Origin of the sequence: Pararhizobium sp. IMCC3301, from assembly GCF_030758315.1 — a bacterium.
In the GTDB taxonomy this organism is placed as follows: domain Bacteria; phylum Pseudomonadota; class Alphaproteobacteria; order Rhizobiales.
Genome location: NZ_CP132336.1, coordinates 982,642 through 999,929 on the forward strand (window position 1 = coordinate 982,642; position 17,288 = coordinate 999,929).

Below are 17,288 nucleotides of genomic sequence, written 5' to 3' on the forward strand. Positions count from 1 at the left end.
AAAAGCCTAATCGATAGCAGGCAACAAGACCGGCAAGAGGCAGTGATGAGCGACATTACAGTTGGAAAATGGGATTTCTGGATTGATCGCGGAGGCACCTTCACCGACATTGTAGCCCGCAAGCCCGATGCTACATTACAGGCTTACAAATTACTCTCTGAAAATCCCGAGCAATACAAAGATGCCGCGATCCACGGCATTCGCGAATTGATGGGTGTTGCCAAATCCGACCCCATTCCGTCCGACCGGATCGCAACCGTCAAGATGGGCACCACTGTTGCCACCAACGCGCTGCTGGAGCGCAAGGGCGAACGCACCCTGCTGGTGATAACAAAGGGCTTTCGCGACGCGCTGGAGATCGGCTATCAGGCCCGTCCGAAGATTTTCGCCAGAGAGATCATCAAACCGGAATTGCTTTACGAAACCGTGGTCGAGGTCGATGAGCGCATTCATGCCGACGGTTCGGTAGAAACACCGCTGGACCAAGCCAAGGCCAGAAATGATCTGCAGGCCGCATTTGAGACCGGCATCCGCTCGGTCGCCATCGTCCTGATGCATTCCTGGCGCGCTGCAGAGCATGAAAAGCAACTGGCCGCCATCGCTGCTGAGATCGGGTTTTCACAAATATCAGTCAGCCACGACGTCTCACCGCTGATGAAACTGGTCGGGCGCGGCGATACGACCGTCGTCGACGCCTATCTGTCGCCCATTCTGCGGCGTTATGTTGAACGCATTGCTGAAGAACTTAATGTTGGTGACGGTGACACGAGGCTGATGTTCATGCAGTCCTCAGGCGGACTGACTGCAGCTGATCTGTTTCAGGGCAAGGATGCCATTCTATCCGGCCCCGCTGGCGGCGTTGTCGGCGCAGTGGAAACCTCTGCCCTTGCCGGACACCACAAGGTAATCGGCTTTGACATGGGCGGCACATCGACCGACGTGTCGCATTATGACGGCCAGTTGGAACGGGCATTCGAAACCGAAGTGGCCGGCGTGCGCATGCGCGCGCCGATGATGATGATTCACACGGTCGCTGCCGGTGGCGGCTCCATTCTGCATTTCGACAAAGGCCGCTTTCAGGTCGGCCCGGACAGTGCCGGCGCCAATCCCGGACCGGCCTGCTACCGTCGCGGCGGCCCTCTGACAGTCACCGATGCCAATGTGATGCTCGGCAAATTGCGCCCGGAATTCTTTCCCGCCATCTTTGGCGAAACAGCAGATCAGCCTCTGGATATCGATGCTGTGCGCAGCGGCTTTGCCGCACTGGCGGGCGAGATTGGCGATGGCCGCAGTGGCGAGGAAATTGCCGAAGGGTTCTTGCAGATCGCTGTGGAGAACATGGCCAATGCAATCAAGAAAATCTCGGTGCAGCGCGGCTATGATGTGTCCGATTATGCGCTGACCTGTTTTGGCGGGGCCGGCGGCCAGCATGCCTGCGCCATCGCCGACACGCTGGGTATGGAAACCGTCATTGTGCACCCCTTTTCCGGGATTCTGTCCGCCTATGGAATGGGGCTCGCTGACATTCGCACAAACCGCAATAAAACCATTGCCTTGAAGCTGGCGGTGGATTCTGAATCAGAACTTGAGACAGCACAGAATGCACTGGAAAAACAGGTCCGTGAGGAACTGCTGCAACAGGGCGTGGAAACTGCGGACACCGTCATCAACAGCTTTGCCCATATCCGCTACGATGGCACCGACAGCACCCTCCCCATTCGGCTGACCGCAACAGATACAATGCGCGGCGAATTTGAAACCGCACACAAGAAGCAGTTCGGCTTTATCTTTGACGACAAGGCGCTGGTGGTTGAATCTCTGGAAGTTGAAGGCGTCGGCGGCGGTGCTGAGATCGATGAAGCCGACATGACCGCGACCGATCAACCGGCGCTGCCTGACCGGCAGGTTGACGTCTTTAGCGGCGGCGAGGGCCGCAGCACCGGCATCTATCCGCGCGACCAGCTTGGTCACGGGCAGCGGATCGCCGGACCCGCGCTTATCATAGAACCGCATCAGACCATCATGGTTGAGCCGGGCTGGACAGCCGAAATCAACATCAAGAACCATGTCATTCTGACGCGCACAGAACCCCTTGATCGCGGCTATGCAATAGGCACGGAAGCGGCCGATGGCGGCGCGGACCCGGTTCTGCTGGAAATTTTCAACAATCTCTTCATGTCAATCGCCGAACAGATGGGTGTGACGCTGCAGAACACCGCCTATTCCGTCAACATCAAGGAGCGGCTTGATTTCTCATGCGCCGTTTTCAGCGGTGCAGGCAGCCTGATCGCCAATGCGCCGCACATGCCGGTGCATCTTGGCTCCATGGACCGCTCTGTGGAAACCATCATCCGGTTGAATGAAGGCGTCATCAAGCCTGGTGACGTGTTCGCGCTGAATGCGCCCTATAATGGCGGCACCCATTTGCCGGATATCACCGTGTGCACACCGGTGTTTGATGAAACTGACAGTTTCATCCGCTTCTGGGTGGCGAGCCGTGGCCATCATGCAGATGTCGGCGGTTCGGCGCCGGGGTCGATGACCCCTTTGGCCACCAATGTCGACGAAGAAGGCGTGCTGTTTGACAATTTCAAACTAGTCGATCAGGGCCGGTTTCAGGAAGACGCCCTTGTCAGGCTGATGACGGACCACCCGTTTCCGGTGCGCAATGTGGTGCAAAATGTTGCCGATCTGAAGGCCCAGATTGCGGCAAATGAAAAGGGCGTGCAGGAACTCGCCAGAATGGTCGAGCAATTCACCCTTCCAGTGGTTGAGGCCTATATGCGCCATGTCCAGGACAATGCTGAAGAAAGCGTGCGCCGTGTCATCGAAGTTCTGAAGGATTCCAGCTTTGAATATCCGACGGATCAAGGCGCTGTGATCAAGGTGAAGATCACTGTTGATCGCGAAAAGCGTGAAGCGACAGTGGATTTCACTGGTACAAGCCCGGTGCAGAACACCAATTTCAATGCCCCTGAACCGGTGACGCGGGCCGCCGTTCTGTATTGCTTCCGCGTCATGGTGGATGGCGACATTCCGATGAATGCCGGTTGTTTGAAGCCGATCAACATTATCATTCCCGATGATTGCATGCTGCGGCCAAGCTATCCGGCAGCCGTTGTCGCCGGCAATGTGGAAACCAGCCAGCATGTGACAAACGCGCTGTTTGGCGCACTTGGCGTGATGGCCGCTTCGCAGGGCACCATGAACAACCTCACCTTTGGCAACAATACCTACCAGTATTACGAAACCATCTGCTCCGGCTCCCCGGCTGGGCGCGGCTTCAACGGCACGGCAGGCGTGCACACCCATATGACCAATTCACGGCTTACGGATCCGGAGATTCTGGAATTCAGATTTCCGGTTCTGCTGGAAGATTTTCACATCCGCAAGGGATCGGGCGGCAAAGGCAAATGGACCGCAGGCGATGGCACCAGACGGACCATTCGCTTTCTTCAGGAAATGGACTGCGCCATACTCTCCTCGCACCGCAGTGTTCCGCCCCATGGCCTGGAAGGCGGCCAGCCCGGAGAACTTGGCGAAACCTTCGTGCGCCGCCTTGATGGCCGGATCGAGACGCTGAAAGGTTGCGACCAGACCATTCTGAAAGCCGGAGAAACCGTAACCATTGTCACGCCGACAGGCGGGGGATTCGGCAAGAACTAGAACGGTTCATGGCGAACAATGGATGGCGTGGAGTGTCTGGAGTGTCTTCAGTGATCTTGAGAAATTCGGCCGTCCGGAACGTTGCTGGTACTGCTGGCCACCTTTGATGTGTTGCCGGGCCCAAACCAGCGCGCCCGCAGCCCTCGCGCAGGGTCAGACAGTCGCAAACTGACCCATCATGCCATCATCCTCATGCTCGAGAATGTGACAGTGATACATGAACGGCGCCTCGACGGCCGGTTGTTCGAACCTGACAAGCAGCTCCACTGGTTCGCGCACCACGACAGTGTCTCTTGACCCGGCATCCCGTTCCAGTGGCTTGCCTCCGTTCCGGCTCATCACTTCGAACTGTACGCCATGAATGTGGAACGGATGGGACATCATATCACTGGAAACTTCCCAAATTTCAGTACTACCAAGTTCTATCCGCTCATCAACACGATCCATGGCGAAAGCACGACCATTTATGGTCATGCCGCCGGTCGAGCCCATTCCACCCATCATCCCTCCCCCCATGCCTCCCATGCCTAAAACAAACCGCCGACGGCGCTCAATCCGCGAGGTGTTCAACGGTGGGCGCGATGCAAGGCGTTCAGGAAGGGGGGTTGACGGTTCTTCCCCCAGGAACGGCTCGAACTGCAAGATCCGTTCTCCGTTCGAACCGAACAGATCGTCGCCGAACTCCCGTATTCGCGACAAGGGGCCCATCATCATAGGCAGATTTGTGTCGGGCGCGGTCTGTAATGCCACCACTTTACGATCCGAAAAATCAACCAGAATTTCTGCGCGTTCGCCGGGAGCAAGACTGATTGATTTGAGCGACACAGGCGCATTGAGAAGACCGCCCTCGCTGGCGATCCAGTGGAAGCTTCTGCGGTCGGAGAATGAGAGATTGAAGATGCGCGCGTTCGAACCGTTCAAAAGCCGCAATCGTACCCGCTGGCCAGGCACGCGCGTCACGGCATTCGGCGTTCCGTTCACCACAATGGTGTCGCCGCGCCACCCCGCCATGCGCGACATCATCCCACCGGGCGCGACCATATAACCGTTTTCGAATTGCCGATCCTGAAGGACGAGTGGAAGATCGTCCACACCATATTCTGTGGGAAGACCAAGGGATTCTTCCTGATCGTCAGCAATCAGCAGAAGACCCGCCAAGCCGGAATAGACCTGGGCTCCTGTCTGTCCGTGAGCGTGCGAGTGATAGAACAGTGTCGCTCCAGCCTGCCGAACTGGCAGCACCGGTCGCCATGTGGCATTGGGCGGAATTCTCTGGTGCGGGCCACCATCAAGTTCCGCCGGAATGAGCAGCCCGTGCCAGTGGACGGTGGTATCCTCGCGCAATTGATTGGTGACGGCGAGCTCGACATCATCGCCACGATAGAGACGCAGCGTCGGACCCAGGTAGCTGCCATTATATCCCAGAGTGTTGCTGGCGCGTCCGGAATAGAATTCGGTTTGGCCTGCGCGCACGTCAAGAGCGACGGAGTTTCCGTGTTTGCGTGCATCCAGAAGCGGTGGAATCCGGAGCGGTTGCGGCTCGGCTGCAGCATCTGAAGTATTCCAGATACTGCTGACCGCAAGCGCTCCAACACCAGTGGCGGCCGCCCCGACCAGGATTCCTCTACGACTGAATTTCATGGCATCCCCAACTTTTTAATCTCTGACCAGGCGCAGCGGCCACCACCACGCCGCATTAGGCCAACTGGTCGACAATGGCAACATCGTCATCGCGGCCCGGTTTTGATACTAACCAGAACCACCGGTTCAGTTGAATGCCGTTCCTGGTGCGACCCCGAGGCGCTTCAGGAACATTGCCAGCGGACAGAATCCGGTGAACGACGCCTGTGCCAGATTTGCGCCCACAAAGGCAGTTAGCCATAACCAGGCCGGATGGTGCAACTGCGAGAGCCCGAGGCTGATCAGTATGACACTGCCAGCGAATAGCATTACGGCACGATCTAAAGTCACGATAAGTCTCCTTAGATTATATTCGTACTTGCTTATATATGCATTCATAAATATAGAGTCAATAAGGGGAGTGCGCTGAGGTGAAGGCCTTCCGCATCGGCACCCCGAGACGCATACAATCCACACTCCCGGGCATAGATCGGCTTGTTGAACCTTTGTCATTGGCTTCACGAGCTTTGTAGGGGATGATGACACGAATGCAGGATCGTCTATGTTTAATGCAGCGGACAAGAAGGCACATACTCGAACACCGGTGCCAGATGATGGACATGCCAAAGCAAAAACATCCGGCAGGCGGCTGACGCGGCTCAATTTCGGCAGCCACTCTCAAAGGCAGGCAAATGGCTCAAGACGATATCAAGGCAGACACCGGTGGGAGTGGCCATACGCAGCCAGTGCGTCCGTCCATGTGGGACGAGCGCTATGGCGCTCCAGGATACTTGTTCGGCACTGCGCCGAGTCAATTCCTGAATGACCACCGGGATTGCCTTGTCCCAGGTGCGCAGACACTGGCTCTCGCTGACGGCGAAGGGCGCAACTCCGTCTTCCTCGCCGCATGTGGCCTGCAGGTAACCGCCATGGACGCCTCGCCTGTGGCCGTTGAAAAAGCCCGCGCGCTCGCTACCGAGCAAGGCGTCTCTGTCGATTTCCACGTGGCCGACATTCTGGACTGGGACTGGATACCCAATGTCTACGACCTTGTGGCAGGGATCTTCATCCAGTTCTCCCCTCCAGATGATCGGAAAGCGGTCTTTGAAGGCATCAAGAAAACCCTGAAACCGGGTGGCACCCTCCTGCTGCATGGCTATCGGCCCGAACAGATCGAATACGGCACCGGTGGCCCACCGCATGCCGAGAACATGTACAGCGAGGACCTGCTGCGCACAGCCTTCAGCGACATGGAGATTCTCACTCTTGCAGCCTACGACCGAGTGGTTGACGAAGGCCGGGGCCATTCCGGGATGTCGGCACTGATCGACCTCGTGGCGCGAAAACCACTTTAATGGTGTGTGACAAACAGGGTCGAATGCCCATCCTTCGTACCACTCGCGCGTGGTCGATAGACAGAAGCAACCGCTCTCGCCCTCGTGACTGTGACTGTGAATGTGAATAGATAACCATTATTCACTGGCATGAAACAATTCGGCCGCCCTGCCGAGCGTTAGCACCTGATCGCTGGCAGCGCTGAAACGCCTCCGATTCAGGGAAATCCAACATCTCAACAACTCTGGCCTGTTTGCCGCATCAAACAGCAAATAATCCGCTTGCGCCTGAATTTGAAATCACCTAAAGATATAAAGATATTGTTATATCATGCGGGAATTTAATGCGGGAACAAAAGACCATCGGTCTGGAACAGCTGGTTGAAGCCTTGCGCGGCGCCGGTGAAACCACGCGTCTGCGCCTGCTCGCTTTACTGCAGAGCGGCGATCTGACGGTCAAGGATCTGACGCAGATTCTGGGCCAGTCCCAGCCCCGCGTGTCACGCCATTTGAAGCTGCTTGTTGAAGCCGCGCTGATTGAGCGGTTTCCGGAAGGATCATGGGTGTATTACCGCCCGTCAAAAAGCCCGGTCGGCCTGACAGCACAGGCCTTGCTGAACACTCTCAACCCCTCTGACAGCATCCTGCAGCGCGATCAGGAGCGGCTTGCGGAAGTAAAATCCCGTAATGCCGAAACCGCAGCCCGCTACTTTGCCCAGAGCGCCCAGCACTGGGACCGGATCAGAAGCCACCATATTTCCGAGCGTGCTGTCGAAAAGGCCCTGCTCGAATTGGTCGGCGACAAGCCGTTCGGCACACTTCTGGATGTCGGCACCGGAACCGGGCGCATGCTGGAATTGTTGCAGGGCCATTATGCCGACGCCGTCGGCATCGATTCCAGCCTGGAAATGCTGGCGCTCGCCAGAGCCAATCTGGATGCCAGCAAAACCACCCATGCCCAGGTACGGTTCGGCGATATATTCAACCTGCCCGTCGCACGCAACACATTTGATGTGGCAGTGGTTCATCAGGTGCTGCACTTCCTTGATGACCCGGCACGTGCGATAAAGGAAACGGCACAGGCGCTGCGGCCCGGCGGACGTTTGCTGATTGTCGATTTTGCACCGCATCAGCTGGAATTTCTGCGCAATGAGCATGCCCATCGCCGGCTCGGATTTGATGAGGCCCAAATGGCCAGCTGGATCGACGACGCCGGGCTCGATCTTCTGTCCACTACGCATCTGACCCCTGAAAAACCACGGCCCGATGCGCTGACCGTCAATATCTGGCTGGCACAGGACCCGCGCATCCTGATTGCAGCCGACACGATGCAGACCCGATCAACCGTCACTTCGGAAACAGTGTGATGTCAATTATCGCCAATCTACGGGAACATCAGAAACGCACGAAGCGCATTTCGTTCGAATTTTTTCCGCCCAAATCAGATGCCGGTGAGCAACAGGTCTGGTCTGCGATCAACCGTCTCAGCCTGTTCGGTCCCTCTTTTGTTTCCGTCACCTACGGCGCCGGTGGCAGCACACGGGAGCGTACCCACCGCACCGTCGCCGAACTGGCGAAAAATGCCTCAATGCGGCCGGCTGCGCATCTGACCTGTGTCGATGCCTCAAAAGATGAAGTTGATGCGGTTGTGGATGGCTATGCTGCCGCTGGCGTAAAACACATTGTCGCCCTGCGCGGCGATGCTCAAAATGGTGAAACCCAATTTGCGCCTCATCCGCAGGGCTATCAGAACGCGGCCGATCTGGTTGCCGGAATTACCCGCAGGGGCAGTTTTGACATATCTGTTGCCGCCTACCCGGAACGCCATCCCGACAGTCCGAGCTGGGACCATGAGCTGGACAATCTGAAGCGCAAGGTTGATGCCGGTGCGAGCCGCGCCATCACCCAGTTCTTCTTTGACAATGATCTGTTTGAAGCCTTTGTCGAGCGCGCCCGTGCTACCGGAATTTCAATTCCGATCATTCCCGGTGTGCTGCCTGTTTATAAATTTGCCCAGACCCGATCCTTTGCCAAACGCTGTGGCGCGGATGTGCCATATTGGCTGGAGCTTGCTTTTAACGGGCTGGACGATGATCTGGACACCCAAAGGCTGGTTTCCACAGCCATTCTCGCCGAACAGGTGTTCGATCTGGCGGAACGCGGTTTTGAAGATGTGCATTTTTACACGCTGAACAGATCTGAAATTGTCTTTGCAGTTTGTCATCTGATGGGCCTCGGCCCTGAACTGCAGACGGTCGAAACCGATCACCGCGCGGCCTGACCGGTCGTCGGCCGCCCCCGAATAAGTCAATCCGGACAAGCTATTTCATAAACAGTAGTAAATTATTGTTCAATGACAGACGACAGTTTGTTGTCCATAACAGGCCTTCCGAATCCGACCGCCTGACGCCAGTTTGCTTTTATCGCAATTCACCGATGAAAGTAGAACAATGAACAGCACAATTCTGGAAGTTAATGCATCGGCCCGTCAATCCGGGTCTGTCAGCAGGCAATTGGTCACTGAACTGGTGCAGTCTCTAAGCGCCGATACGACAGCACGGATCATCCGTCGTGACACGGCAAGCGGCATAGAACTCGTCAGCGAAGATTGGGTGTCAGCAAACCAGACACCGAAACCAGACCGTACCGCCCGGCACACAAAGGCACTTGGCATGTCGGACATTCTGATCGAGGAAGTGCGTCAGGCAGATACGCTGGTCATTGGCGTTCCGATCTACAATTTCGCCATTCCCGCCAGTCTCAAGGCCTGGATTGACCAGATCTGTCGCGCCGGTGAAACTTTCTCCTACACGGAACACGGACCGGTGGGTCTTTTGACCGGAAAACGCGCTTATTTGGTTATCACTTCAGGTGGTGTGGAGAGCGGCTCAGATGTGGATTTTGCCACCAATTATATGAAGCATGTCCTCGGTTTCATCGGCATTGACGATGTCCAGATCATTGCCGCGGATCAGTTGCTGTTTCAGGGCGAGGAAAAGCTGTCAGCCGTCCGTGATACGATTGAAAATCTGGCTGCCTGACGCTGAAACCAGTCTGAATCGAAGAATTTTTCATAGAAAAGGCCGGGCTTTAAGCCCGGCCTTCTTGACCCAGACGGTCGGCCACCACCCTAACAGTGGCCCATTGCGGAGCAGCTATTGTTGCCTAAACGGCACCCAGCACAATAGCTCCGATAAACAAAAACGCAGCACAAAGAAGAGCAAAATTCGTCGCTCTCAACGCATTCATTTTCATCATTTTTCAATCCTCCGCTATAAAGCGTAAGTCAGAGTCTTTTCCATGTAGGTGGTATTGGAAAGAAAAAAACATGGTGCAGCGCAAGACAGGCAGCCCGTCAATACCGGCCGTCAGCTCTATTGCTCTGTCCTGTTTGGATTTTTCCGAACCGGGAAAACCATCTTACGTCTTATATAAGACGCCGGAAAAACCGAATCACAGCTCAGTCCAGAGGTGGTTTGCCAGGCTCAGGAGCCTATTGTCCTGCTCCTACCTGCCAACAAGCTGAACCTCGATAGGCAAGCCTGATTCGTTCTGAAAGGCTGGAAGGTGAATGCAGGGCACATGCATCAGCGTCAAAAACGGTTGAAAATGGAAGTGCCCGTGTTTTTCAGGGTTGCCGGTGCGGTGCCAGGCGCAGACCGCGTGACCATCACATCAACGCTGGCCCGCAATTCAGCAAAATCAACCCACGCACGTGACGCTACCAGCGTTTATCTCGGTTGACGCCACCTCGCCAGCGGCGATCATTTCACGGATATCGGATGCAAACACACCCTCCGCGCCACGCTTTCAAAGAAGAGCCGCCAGTGAAATGATTTTGTTGGGCTGAAATTTTGTGAGTTTCGGTGTTGCCGTCTTATTGATTTGACGATTGCGACAGGGACTCATTTATCGCTAACAAGACGCCTTTTTGCCACAAATACAAGCCACAGGGAGCCGGTAGATAGACGCGAGAAGGCGGATGACGCAGGTATGATTGAAAAGTCTGTTTGGCCACAAATTTTTCTGACCGTAGCCCTGGCCCTGTCAAGTTATTCCATAACCGGCATAAATACCGCTTCAGCGCAGCAATCCGGCGAGCGGAGGAACTCGGTTGTCACGATTTTCAACCGCTTGAAGAATGATATTCGCCGCGCTCGCGGGCAGCCCTCTACGACACCGCAAACAGCGCCTCAAACCCGAACAAAGCGTCAGACAAGGACAAAACCGGCCAGCCCGGCGATTGCTCGGGCAGCCGGACCAGTTCCGCGTCCGCGCCCCCGCCTTGTTGCGCAAAGCAATGCAGCAGCAGGCAGCAGCGCAGAGCGCACTTCGATATTCGCCTTTGCCCAGCCGCGCGCCCCACAGCCGTTGGCTGGAAAGCCGGCACCGTCTGTTGCCGCAGTCCCGACCCCGCCTCAGGTCAGACCTGGCAAACCGCTCACTGCAATTACCGCCATAAGGCCTGTGTTGCCAAAATCCGTCGACAGGCAGCGCGTAGCGGCCCCGCTGATACTGGCAAAGGTTTCAGGCAAGGCGCTACGCAGTTCCTGCCCGAAACGCCAGTTGGTCGGCCTCACCGGCCTGCGCACACCGCAAACAGTCAAATTATCGCCCCAGGCCAACGTTCAAAGACCGCTTGGTCTTGCCGCTGCCAAATGGGTGGAAACTGTTGTGCAACCTTCAGCCAGAAAGGTCTTTGGCAGTGACATTGTCTCTCTGCGCGTGGCTGCATCATTCGCCTGCCGTGCGCGCAACGGTGTTAAAGGCGCGAAACTTTCCGAACATGGCTACGGCAATGCAATCGACATCAGTGCTTTCACTCTTGCCAACGGCAAAACCGTCACTGTGGCCAAGGGCTGGAACGGGCCAGGTGCCCAGCGCCAGTTTCTGCGAGCCGTCAATGCCGGCGCCTGCCGCTATTTTACCACCGTTCTGGGGCCAAAAGCAGATCGCTACCATCAGGACCATTTTCATCTGGATCTTGCCAGGCACGGTAAGAGTGGCACCTATCGGATATGCAAATAGTCCGACCATCAACCAGACATGAAATGGCGCGGCTTTCCGGCCACCCACCCCTTGAATCTTAATCTCAGCAAGAACGCCCAACTGTTTGGACCGATTCCGAAATTCCAGACCAGGCTGACGCAGCTTCAGACCACCTCTTGCTGCCATCAATTTATGAAATTGCTTTGCAGGTCCGGCCAGTGCCATAAGCTGGGTTCCTGACCTCAACATCCGAGCATTCGATGATTCCCGGCATTGCCGTCCTCGCCCTTGGCTACATGATGAGCCAGTTTTACCGTGCATTTCTGGCAGTCTTGTCTGGTGATTTAACCACGGATCTGGGCGCCACTCCGACAGAATTGTCGATTGCTTCGGGCACCTGGTTTGTCATATTCGCCCTGGCACAGTTTCCAGTGGGTCTGTGGCTTGATCGCTACGGGCCAAGACGCATGACAGCCGCGCTGTTTACGTTCGGCGCTGGCGGCGGTGTCATGCTGATGGCCTTCGCCACGACACCGCTGCATCTGATTATCGCCATGGGCCTGATCGGAATAGGCTGCGCTCCGGTATTGATGGCGTCATTTTTCATATTTGCCAAAGCCTTTCCGCCGGCTCGCTTCGGCCTGTATTCTGCATGGATTGTCGCATTTGGAACCATGGGAAATGTCGCTGGTGCCAAACCGCTTGCGGTGCTGGCGACTGAATTTGGCTGGCGGCCGGTGATGTTGGGGCTGTTCGTAATGACACTGGCCATCGGGCTGGCGATCCTGCTGTTTGTCAAAGACCCGCCCACTGACGATAATGCACAGGACCACGCCATTCCTGGCGGTTCATTTCTGACACTTTTGAAAATGAAACAGCTGTGGCCGATTTTTCCACTAATGGCTGTGGCCTATGCTGTGCCTGCCGGGATACGCGGCTATTGGGCCGCACCCTATCTGTCTGAGGTTTTCGGAGCTGACACGCCTGCCATCGGGACCGCAACTCTCTGGATGGCTTTAGCGATGATTGCCGGCAGCATTGTCTACGGCCCACTGGACCGGCTGGTGCCTTCGCGCAAATGGCTTAATTTCGGCGGTGGTATTGTTGTTGTCAGTTCAATGCTGGTGCTTGCCATCTGGCCTTCGTCGAGCCTGGGCCTGACAACAGCCATGCTTGTCCTGTGCGGCTTCGCCGGGATGAACTACCCGATTCTGATGGCACATGCGCGGCAGTTTTTCCCGCCCCGCCTGGTCGGGCGCGGCGTCACGCTGATGAATTTCTTTTCCGTCGGCGGCGTCGGTGTCATGCAGTGGATAACGGCGGCTCTCATTCGTGACGAGACAATCCTGCAGACGCCAATTGTAGCGTTTCAGACATTGTTCTGGTTTTATGTCGTTGTGCTCAGTCTCGTCCTGGTGCTGTATCTGGCCGCCCGGGAGCGGCCAGATGACAAACCGGCCTAACGCGTAAACGGCTTGTATTTGATCCGCCGCGGGTTTTCCACCGCATCCGCACCAAGCCGGCGTTTCTTGTCTTCTTCATAATCGGCATAATTGCCCTCGAACCACTCCACATGGCTGTCCCCTTCGAAGGCCAGCATATGTGTGGCAAGGCGATCCAGAAACATCCGGTCATGGGAGATCACCACGGCACACCCGGCAAAATCCTCCAGCGCATCTTCCAGAGCACCCAGAGTTTCCGTATCAAGATCGTTGGTCGGTTCATCAAGCAGCAGGACATTCGAGCCGGATTTCAGCATTTTTGCCAGATGAACCCGGTTGCGCTGGCCACCTGACAACGAGCCGACTTTCTGTTGCTGATCCCCACCTTTGAAGTTGAAAGCGCCGACATAAGCCCGGCTGTTCATTTCATGCTTGCCGAGCTTGATGATCTCGTCGCCTCCGGAAATTTCTTCCCAGACATTCTTGTTTGCATCCAGTGAATCGCGGGACTGATCGACATAGCCAAGCTTGACCGTCTCTCCCAGACGCACCGAGCCGGCGTCTGGTTCCTCCTGGCCGGTCAACATGCGAAACAGCGTCGTCTTGCCGGCTCCGTTGGGCCCGATAACACCGACAATGCCGCCGGGCGGCAGCTTGAAGGACAGATCATCGATCAGCAGTTGCTCGCCATAGCCTTTCGAGACATCCTCCATTTCGATCACCACCTGGCCAAGCCGTTCGCCGGGCGGAATCAGGATCTGCGCCTGCCCGGGCTTGCGCGCTGCGCTGCGCTCGACCAGTTCGTCATAGGCGTTGATACGCGCTTTGGATTTGGTCTGCCGCGCCCTCGGGCTGGCAGCAATCCATTCCCGCTCCCGGTCCAGCGCCCGTTGGCGAGCCTGATCCTCACGGCCTTCCTGGGCCATCCGCTTGGATTTTGCTTCCAGATAGGCCGAATAATTGCCCTCATAGGGAATCCCGCTGCCCCGATCGAGTTCCAGAATCCACCCCGTAACATTATCGAGGAAATAGCGGTCATGAGTGATGATGAGAACGGAGCCTTTGAAGGCAACCAGATGCTTTTCCAGCCAGGCAACCGTCTCCGCGTCAAGATGATTGGTGGGCTCATCAAGCAACAGCAGGTCGGGCTCTGACAACAGCAACTTACACAGCGCAACCCGGCGCTTTTCGCCGCCGGACAGATTTTCCACCGAAGCATCTCCCGGCGGGCAGCGCAGCGCTTCCATCGCCATTTCAACCTTGCTGTCCAGATCCCAGAGATCCTGGGCATCGATAACATCCTGGAGCTGAGCGCCCTCTTCGGCCGTTTCGTCAGAATAATTCATCATCAATTCATTATAGCGGTCAAGGATCGCCTGCTTTTCAGCAACACCGTCCATGACATTGCCGAGCACATCCTTCGACCCGTCCAATTGCGGTTCCTGAGGCAGATATCCGATCCTGGCTCCATCTGCCGCCCAGGCTTCGCCGGTAAAATCCTTGTCGAGATCAGCCATAATGCGCAGTAGTGTGGATTTACCCGCTCCATTGGGACCCAGCACGCCGATTTTCGCGTCCGGGTAGAACGACAGATGAATATTATCGAGCACCTTTTTGCCGCCGGAATAGGTCTTTGAAAGCCCGCTCATATGATAGATAAATTGCCGCGCCATAGGGCTGGTCATTCCTTCAATGTCATTTGAAAATTCAGCACCTTCTACGACAGATCAAGGTCCGCTCGCAATTGCCGATAGCTCAATTTGTGAAGTTTTCTCGGCGCATTGGCAATAAACGCGGCATCTTCAGGCCGCGCCGGCTTACATCTCTCGTACAGACCAGTTCGGCAATACCAAACGCCGGACAACAAAAAATGCCGCCAGCGTTTCAAAACGCTGGCGGCTTCACTTTTTATTCAACACTCAATCCGGATTGAAGGTTTTGCCCGGCTGTAACAGAGTAAATATCATTGGCGATCAGGGCCGGTGGTAGACCCGCTCAGTCAGCCTCAAGACGGAAACTCAAAGATGCCCAGAGACTGTGCCATACCGGTTTGCGCCCGGCTGTGTCTTCCTTGAATTTTGCAGGATCTGTCTCCTCCATTTGTACAGCACTGATGAGGTAGAACCCACCGCCATCGAGAGTGATGTTGGCCACGCCTTCAGCATTACTGCGGGTCAATCGCCTTGCGACAGTGCTGTCGTTCATGCGCTGAAACGTTGCAACCTGAATATTTTCCAGCGGCTTTCCCTCGCGCAACAGCAGAACGTCAACACGGCTGGTTTGCGGTGCATAGGGAGATTGCAGCGCCACCAGCTCTATCGGCAGGCCAACGGCCTGGTTTTGCCCGGCATCGTCCTCCTGATAGGGACCAACCTGCACCAGAGATTTGGCGAAGCGTGTATAGATTTCCTTGAAATACGCTGTCGGCAAGCCGCGCTTTTGATGGGCTTCCAGCACCCAGTCCAATCCCTCATAATCAAGGAATTGCTGAAACTTCGCTGGGTCTACATAAGTCAGCACGTCTCCCCGCGACTGATAGGCGATGATGTGAAGGCCCTCTTGCGCTGCCTCCATCTGAAGCGCCGGATTATCACCGATACGGCCTTCAACCGGTTTGGTGTTGCCGCCAATTGTCATTGTGAATCTGTCAAATCGCGGCGGCAGATACGGATAGGTACTGCCAGCAAGGTCCTGCCCCACATTCAATGTGGCTGAAAATTTATCTCCAGTCTCTATCTGCGACACATTCGGTTCGATCCAGAACTCGTGCGCTTTCGTATCCGTTATAGCGAGCGCCAGGGCCGCGAGCGCGCCGAATAAGGTCAAACATCGAAATTTGGTTGCAACAAGAGATACGAAAGACATATGACTTTGACTCCAATGGCGCTCAGCAATAATTTTCTATTCGGGGACAATAACGTCTCCAGATCCAACACGCTACAAGACTATTGAGACATAAATCGAGGTTTATATTGGCACGCATTTTCAGTCAAAGACCGCTGACGGGATTCACTGCAGGGTCGTTACCACTGGTTTTCCTGATTACAATTGCCTCACTGATCGGATGGAGCTTTACCGCCCGCGCTCACGAAATTCAGCCAGCCATTGCAGATCTGGTCTTTTCGCCAGATCAATCCGGTTACCAGCTTGAGATTGCGTTGAATCTGGAAGCCGCCCTTGCCGGTGTGGGTTCTGAGCACGCGGATACCGACCAGTCACCTAAAGCCGAGGAATACGATGCCCTGCGCGCCCTCTCGGCTGCACAGCTACGGGACAGACTGTACCAGGTACAACAGAACTTTTTGTCTCAGATATTCATATCAGCCGACGATGTGGCCCTCGAGAAAACCATTGAAAACGTCTCGATACCGGATGTCGGTGATTTGTCTGTGGCACGGGCATCGAGGATCGTGCTGCGCGGCAATCTGCCCCCCGATGCACAAAACATGACATTTTCCTGGGCACCTTCTTTCGGAGCGGTCGTGCTGCGTGGGCCCTTGAGTGAGGCAGGAGAAGGCTACTCAGCTTATTTGCAGAACGGAACTGTAAGCGATCCGGTTTCCATTCAGGGTCAGACCACTCAAAGCGTCTGGCAGGTGATTTCCGACTATGTCACGGTCGGCTTTACTCATATTATTCCCAAAGGGCTCGACCACATTCTGTTTGTGGTCGGCCTGTTCCTGCTGAGCACAAAACTGTCACCGCTGTTGTGGCAGGTCACGGCTTTCACTTTGGCCCACACGATCACACTTGCCCTTGGCATGTTGGGTTTGGTGAGCGTTCCCGCCGCCATTGTTGAACCTCTGATTGCCGCCTCAATTGTCTATATCTGCGTTGAAAATCTGTTCTTGGACCATCTTACAAAATGGCGGCCCATAGTGATTTTCGGCTTCGGCCTGTTGCACGGACTTGGCTTTGCCAGCGTGCTGACAGAGATCGGACTTTCACGGTCTTATTTCATCACCGGCCTGATTTCATTCAATGTGGGCGTCGAGCTTGGCCAGATCAGCGTCATATTTCTGTGTTTTATGGCTGTCGGTTTCTGGTTTCGCAACAAGCCCTGGTACCGCCCTTTTATTATTATTCCCGGATCGTTGATCATCGCCGCGATTGGTGCATTCTGGTTTCTGGAACGCACAATACTGGCCTGAATCCACGCGGTCCAGGATTACCGGCAATCTGAAAAAAAGGCTGCAGAACCGCCGAAATTTACTGCCTATTGCTCTGGACAATCAGG

At 55.6% G+C, this 17,288-nt stretch carries 13 protein-coding genes; 9 read left to right on the top strand and 4 right to left on the bottom strand.

Annotated features, from left to right (window positions below):
• Positions 1-45: 45 nt before the first annotated feature.
• Complete coding sequence (locus tag RAL88_RS04595; RefSeq protein WP_306267558.1) at positions 46-3,666, top strand: hydantoinase B/oxoprolinase family protein; 3,621 nt, start codon at positions 46-48, stop codon at positions 3,664-3,666.
• Positions 3,667-3,819: 153 nt separating this feature from the next.
• Here RAL88_RS04595 and RAL88_RS04600 read toward each other — a convergent pair whose 3' ends face one another.
• Positions 3,820-5,307, bottom strand: a complete 1,488-nt coding sequence (locus tag RAL88_RS04600; protein ID WP_306267560.1) for a multicopper oxidase family protein — start codon at positions 5,305-5,307, stop codon at positions 3,820-3,822.
• Positions 5,308-5,433: 126 nt separating this feature from the next.
• Positions 5,434-5,637 carry a DUF2892 domain-containing protein gene (locus tag RAL88_RS04605; protein ID WP_306267562.1) on the bottom strand — a complete coding sequence of 68 codons (204 nt, stop codon included), beginning with the start codon at positions 5,635-5,637 and terminating at the stop codon, positions 5,434-5,436.
• A 341-nt stretch (positions 5,638-5,978) separates the two neighbouring features.
• Between RAL88_RS04605 and RAL88_RS04610 the strand changes: the two genes are divergently transcribed.
• From RAL88_RS04610 to RAL88_RS04640, 7 genes are all read left to right on the top strand, one after another.
• On the top strand, positions 5,979-6,641 hold the full coding sequence (locus tag RAL88_RS04610) for a class I SAM-dependent methyltransferase (RefSeq protein WP_306267563.1): 663 nt from the start codon (positions 5,979-5,981) through the stop codon (positions 6,639-6,641).
• 323 nt (positions 6,642-6,964) lie between these two features.
• Positions 6,965-7,987, top strand: a complete 1,023-nt coding sequence (locus RAL88_RS04615; protein ID WP_306267565.1) for a metalloregulator ArsR/SmtB family transcription factor — start codon at positions 6,965-6,967, stop codon at positions 7,985-7,987.
• A complete protein-coding gene (gene metF / locus RAL88_RS04620; RefSeq protein ID WP_306267567.1) occupies positions 7,987-8,901 on the top strand; it encodes a methylenetetrahydrofolate reductase [NAD(P)H] in 915 nt (304 codons plus the stop codon). The genes RAL88_RS04615 and metF overlap by 1 nt, the downstream gene beginning before the upstream one ends.
• 169 nt (positions 8,902-9,070) lie before the next feature.
• The gene (locus tag RAL88_RS04625) at positions 9,071-9,661 is read left to right on the top strand and encodes an FMN-dependent NADH-azoreductase (protein WP_306267569.1); all 591 of its coding nucleotides are present in this window, start codon (positions 9,071-9,073) and stop codon (positions 9,659-9,661) included.
• 541 nt (positions 9,662-10,202) lie between these two features.
• Positions 10,203-10,364: a hypothetical protein gene (locus tag RAL88_RS04630; RefSeq protein ID WP_306267571.1), complete on the top strand. Its 162-nt coding sequence runs from the start codon at positions 10,203-10,205 to the stop codon at positions 10,362-10,364.
• 249 nt (positions 10,365-10,613) lie between these two features.
• Positions 10,614-11,648 carry an extensin family protein gene (locus tag RAL88_RS04635; RefSeq protein WP_306267572.1) on the top strand — a complete coding sequence of 345 codons (1,035 nt, stop codon included), beginning with the start codon at positions 10,614-10,616 and terminating at the stop codon, positions 11,646-11,648.
• A 221-nt stretch (positions 11,649-11,869) separates the two neighbouring features.
• On the top strand, positions 11,870-13,072 hold the full coding sequence (locus RAL88_RS04640; protein ID WP_306267574.1) for a nitrate/nitrite transporter: 1,203 nt from the start codon (positions 11,870-11,872) through the stop codon (positions 13,070-13,072).
• On the opposite strand, the gene ettA is transcribed toward RAL88_RS04640, so the two are convergent.
• Together ettA and RAL88_RS04650 are read right to left on the bottom strand one after the other, a co-directional pair.
• Positions 13,069-14,724, bottom strand: a complete 1,656-nt coding sequence (ettA, locus tag RAL88_RS04645) for an energy-dependent translational throttle protein EttA (protein ID WP_306267576.1) — start codon at positions 14,722-14,724, stop codon at positions 13,069-13,071. The two genes, RAL88_RS04640 and ettA, sit on opposite strands and share 4 nt — an antisense overlap.
• Before the next feature lie 322 nt (positions 14,725-15,046).
• The gene (locus RAL88_RS04650; protein WP_306267577.1) at positions 15,047-15,916 is read right to left on the bottom strand and encodes a DUF4198 domain-containing protein; all 870 of its coding nucleotides are present in this window, start codon (positions 15,914-15,916) and stop codon (positions 15,047-15,049) included.
• A 107-nt stretch (positions 15,917-16,023) separates the two neighbouring features.
• On the opposite strand from RAL88_RS04650, the gene RAL88_RS04655 reads away from it, so the two are divergent.
• Complete coding sequence (locus RAL88_RS04655; RefSeq protein WP_306267578.1) at positions 16,024-17,202, top strand: HupE/UreJ family protein; 1,179 nt, start codon at positions 16,024-16,026, stop codon at positions 17,200-17,202.
• Positions 17,203-17,288: the final 86 nt, after the last annotated feature.

Excerpts from the sequence above, each read along its gene's own strand:
- RAL88_RS04595 (WP_306267558.1), top strand. The coding sequence starts at position 46 with ATGAGCGACATTACAGTTGGAAAATGGGATTTCTGGATTGATCGCGGA.
- RAL88_RS04600 (WP_306267560.1), bottom strand. The coding sequence starts at position 5,307 with ATGAAATTCAGTCGTAGAGGAATCCTGGTCGGGGCGGCCGCCACTGGT.
- RAL88_RS04610 (WP_306267563.1), top strand. The coding sequence starts at position 5,979 with ATGGCTCAAGACGATATCAAGGCAGACACCGGTGGGAGTGGCCATACG.
- RAL88_RS04615 (WP_306267565.1), top strand. The coding sequence starts at position 6,965 with ATGCGGGAACAAAAGACCATCGGTCTGGAACAGCTGGTTGAAGCCTTG.
- metF (WP_306267567.1), top strand. The coding sequence starts at position 7,987 with ATGTCAATTATCGCCAATCTACGGGAACATCAGAAACGCACGAAGCGC.
- RAL88_RS04625 (WP_306267569.1), top strand. The coding sequence starts at position 9,071 with ATGAACAGCACAATTCTGGAAGTTAATGCATCGGCCCGTCAATCCGGG.
- RAL88_RS04630 (WP_306267571.1), top strand. The coding sequence starts at position 10,203 with ATGCATCAGCGTCAAAAACGGTTGAAAATGGAAGTGCCCGTGTTTTTC.
- RAL88_RS04635 (WP_306267572.1), top strand. The coding sequence starts at position 10,614 with ATGATTGAAAAGTCTGTTTGGCCACAAATTTTTCTGACCGTAGCCCTG.
- RAL88_RS04640 (WP_306267574.1), top strand. The coding sequence starts at position 11,870 with ATGATTCCCGGCATTGCCGTCCTCGCCCTTGGCTACATGATGAGCCAG.
- ettA (WP_306267576.1), bottom strand. The coding sequence starts at position 14,724 with ATGGCGCGGCAATTTATCTATCATATGAGCGGGCTTTCAAAGACCTAT.
- RAL88_RS04650 (WP_306267577.1), bottom strand. The coding sequence starts at position 15,916 with ATGTCTTTCGTATCTCTTGTTGCAACCAAATTTCGATGTTTGACCTTA.